This is a genomic window from Micrococcus sp. iso_26 (assembly GCF_056172975.1).
In genome coordinates this window covers 1-642 of sequence record NZ_JBWBTV010000028.1, presented here as the reverse complement: position 1 = coordinate 642, position 642 = coordinate 1, and the positions used below count along the sequence as shown (strand labels likewise).

Here is a 642-nt window from a genome sequence, read left to right as displayed (position 1 = left end):
TGCTCCCGACCCGGACCGGCCGCGCCGGCAGGCCGTTCGCCGACGCCCGCGCCATGGTGGAGGCGATCATCTACCGGTACCGGTGCGGAATCGCTTGGAGGGATCTGCCCGAGGTCTACGGGCCCTGGCAGACCGTGTGGACCTGGCACCGCCGGATAGCGGCCGAGGGCACCTGGGACACGGTGCTGGCGACGCTGACCGCCGCCGCTGACGCGCAGGGCTTGGTGGACTGGTCGGTGTCGGTGGACTCCACGATCGCCCGCGCTCACCAGCACGCCACGAACACCACCCGGCACACAGGGGGATGGATCGAACTACAAGAATCCGCGTGAGGAGCCGGCCGATCACGGCATCGGGCGCTCCCGGGGCGGGCTGAGCACGAAGATCCATCAACTCGTGGACGGGACCGGGCTGCCGCTGGTCAGCCTGATCACCCCCGGCCAGGCAGGAGACTCGCCCATGCTGTTGCCCCTGCTGGGGCAGCTGCGCGTGACCCGGCCAGCAGGGCGGCCCCGGACCCGCCCCGAGGCCGTGCTGGGCGACAAGGCCTACTCCTCCCGGGCAATCCGCGCCCATCTGCGTGCCCGCCGGATCAAGGCCGTGATCCCCGAGCCGGCGGATCAGCAGGGCCATCGCAGACGC

1 pseudogene is annotated in these 642 nt (G+C 71.8%); it reads left to right on the top strand.

The annotated features are described in order from the left end of the window. A pseudogene (locus tag AC0VX0_RS12395) lies at positions 1–642 on the top strand (IS5 family transposase); the annotation flags it as partial.